The organism is Synechococcus sp. R3-13 (assembly GCF_047462195.1).
In the GTDB taxonomy this organism is placed as follows: domain Bacteria; phylum Cyanobacteriota; class Cyanobacteriia; order Thermostichales; family Thermostichaceae; genus Thermostichus.
Genome location: NZ_JANSIO010000362.1, coordinates 1 through 2,436, shown reverse-complemented (window position 1 = coordinate 2,436; position 2,436 = coordinate 1). Strand labels below are relative to the sequence as shown.

At 57.0% G+C, this 2,436-nt stretch carries 4 protein-coding genes; 1 reads left to right on the top strand and 3 read right to left on the bottom strand.

Annotated elements, in window-relative coordinates; all coding sequences use genetic code 11:
• Positions 1-272: 272 nt before the first annotated feature.
• On the bottom strand, positions 273-1,019 hold the full coding sequence (locus tag NW856_RS10995; RefSeq protein ID WP_414400272.1) for a TVP38/TMEM64 family protein: 747 nt from the start codon (positions 1,017-1,019) through the stop codon (positions 273-275).
• Between the two features lie 81 nt (positions 1,020-1,100).
• Positions 1,101-1,451 (bottom strand): phenylpyruvate tautomerase MIF-related protein, encoded by a 351-nt coding sequence (locus NW856_RS10990; protein WP_414357213.1) that lies wholly within the window; start codon positions 1,449-1,451, stop codon positions 1,101-1,103.
• 171 nt (positions 1,452-1,622) lie between these two features.
• Here NW856_RS10990 and NW856_RS10985 point away from each other — a divergent pair, with 171 nt between their 5' ends.
• Positions 1,623-2,006 (top strand): RidA family protein, encoded by a 384-nt coding sequence (locus tag NW856_RS10985; protein ID WP_414357217.1) that lies wholly within the window; start codon positions 1,623-1,625, stop codon positions 2,004-2,006.
• 3 nt (positions 2,007-2,009) lie between these two features.
• On the opposite strand, the gene yidD is transcribed toward NW856_RS10985, so the two are convergent.
• On the bottom strand, positions 2,010-2,306 hold the full coding sequence (gene yidD, locus NW856_RS10980; protein WP_414357215.1) for a membrane protein insertion efficiency factor YidD: 297 nt from the start codon (positions 2,304-2,306) through the stop codon (positions 2,010-2,012).
• Positions 2,307-2,436: the final 130 nt, after the last annotated feature.

The window sequence follows — 2,436 nt, the reverse complement described above, 5'->3', positions numbered from 1 at the left end:
TTCAGCAGTGTTCAGCGTAAATGTATCAGGCAGGAAACCCTCTGTCAAGCTGTCGGCTAAGCCTCTGCCCAACGGTGAGCGTTCTCAACCCGGTGCTTTCTACACACTAGCTCGCCGAGCCAACTTATAGTCATTTCAAACTGGATTGAGACACTCCTACTGCTGCCCAAACGCTCCGCGCCGCTTCCGCGACCACCTCCAGTCCTTCTCCCAGAGAGAGAGGAGTTGGGAAGCAATGCAACAGATTTCATTCTTGTTTAAAATGCAATTCCCTAGGCAGGCTCCACCGCTTCTTGTAGGGCTTTGCGGGCAATGCGAGTGACGTAGACGGTAGCGGCTATGGTGGCGATGAGCCCCACGAGGCGAACGACCCATTGGGCGGTTTGAGCCTGAGGATCCAACTCCGCGCCTTCCATGTCGGCCAGGGATCCCGCCAATGAGCCGATGTACACATACATAAAAGTGCCCGGCACGATCCCGGCAGTGCCCAACAAGTTATCCAGAAAAGAAATTCGGGTCAGCCCTAGGGCGTAGTTGAGCACATTGAAGGGAAACGCAGGCGACAGCCGAATCAGGCCGACTATTTTCCATCCCTCACGTCCCACTGCTCGGTCGATGGCCGCAAACTTGGCATTTCCCTCAATCCATTTCGCCACCTGTTCCCGCGCCAAGTAGCGCCCGATGAAAAAGGCCAAATTCGCTCCAATGGTTGCCCCGATTAGCACATACACAGTTCCGGCCACCACCCCGAACACAGCTCCTGCCCCCAAGGTCAGCACCGAAGCCGGTAAAAGCAGCACCGTCGCCACAATGTAAATGGCAATGAAGAGGATCGGCCCCAGCGGCCCCAAGCTTTCCATCCAAGCCAGAGCCCCGGTGAGCCAGTCTTGAATAACCCCAAAAAATCCCAATCGATGTGCTGCCCAAAAGATAAAGATGGCCGAGCCCAAAACCGCAGCAAGCTTGAGCAAAATCCGCTGCTTTTGAGGGTTTGTGCTGGGTTGAGGCAGCTCTTCCATTGGCCAAACTCCTAGTAAAGTGCCTGTGAGGTGAGCTGGAGCAAGCTGGAGTAAACAGCTCTCAGAGTGGGGGAAGCATCTTTACCCGAAAGTCGTGCCATTCCATCCCCAAAGATAGCCTTTGGCATCGCTGAACTCAATGTAAATCCTCTTCTTGGGGATCCCCAATCGGGCCTCGATGGTGCCACAAAAAAACTCGCTCATGGCCCGGGTTTGTTGGGCGGAAAATTGCCCGATACTCTTGATTTCCACGTAGCAACAGGGATCCCCACTGCCGGCAAAGGTCATCGGGATCCCACCTTCAAAGGCAGTCATCACGTAGGCTTCCGACTTGCCCAACTGTTCAGATAGAGCAGCAGACAGCACCTTGAGCAGTTCCCCTACCGCGGCGGCTTCTGGTTGCACAGACGTTTGCAGCTTGATCAACGGCATGGATCCCTCTCCCTCTCAACGAGTTCATCTTGGCATTCTTGGCCCCGCTTTTTGGCGATCCACCTGTGGTAGCGTAGCGACAGAGTTGGGCAAACCTCTATGGAGCAGACGAAGCCGGCCCAGCCAGAGATCGGCCACTACCGGGATCGGCCTGGGCCATGTCTTTGTGGCGTGCAAACCGAAGCTGCCCCCGCTCCTGTCGGCCCCTACAGCCAGGGTGTTGCTGCTCTGGGGCCATTCCTGTTTACTGCCGGGCAGGTGGGCCTGGATCCCAAAACCGGCAAACTGGTGGGGGAGGACATTGTTTCTCAAACTCGGCAGGCATTGCTGAACGTGCAGGCGGTGCTGGAAGCGGGGGGCACCACTCTCTCCCAGGTGGTGAAGACAACGGTTTTCCTGGCCGATATGGAGGATTTTGCGGCCATGAACGAGGTTTATCGAGAGTTTTTTGCCACCGATCCGGCTCCGGCTCGCTCTTGCGTACAGGTGGCCCGCCTGCCCCTCAATGCCCGAGTAGAAATCGAGGTTGTGGCTTGCTACCCACAATCAACCTAAGTGCTAGGTGTCTCTAGAGTGGGAGCCCGGCTGGGGGGAGGGTTTCTGGGTCGGCGCGGATCCCGGCAAATCGGGAACCGGATCGTAGCCCCCTGGGTGCCAGGGATGACAGCGACAGAGGCGACGGATCCCCAGCCAACCCCCTCGTAGGGCACCGTAGCGCCGCACCGCTTCCAAGGTGTACTGAGAGCAGGTGGGGTAATAGCGACAAGCAGGTGGCAGCCAAGGAGAAATGCCGACCTGGTAACCCCGGATCAGGGCAATCAAGCTGCGGGTGAGGGGATCCGATTGTTCGGGCATGGGTCGGAGTCCAAAAAGCGCATCGCTACTTCAAGGTCATCTGGAACGTACCGGCGATCTCTATTGTCAATCCTTGCAGTTACCAAGAAAACTGGGTTTAAAGCCCCGCCCTAAGGCCTACGGCCCGCTG

What these genes read in the sequence shown, in the direction of transcription:
- NW856_RS10995 (WP_414400272.1), bottom strand. Translation starts at nt 1,019, where the DNA reads ATGGAAGAGCTGCCTCAACCCAGCACAAACCCTCAAAAGCAGCGGATT.
- NW856_RS10990 (WP_414357213.1), bottom strand. Translation starts at nt 1,451, where the DNA reads ATGCCGTTGATCAAGCTGCAAACGTCTGTGCAACCAGAAGCCGCCGCG.
- yidD (WP_414357215.1), bottom strand. Translation starts at nt 2,306, where the DNA reads ATGCCCGAACAATCGGATCCCCTCACCCGCAGCTTGATTGCCCTGATC.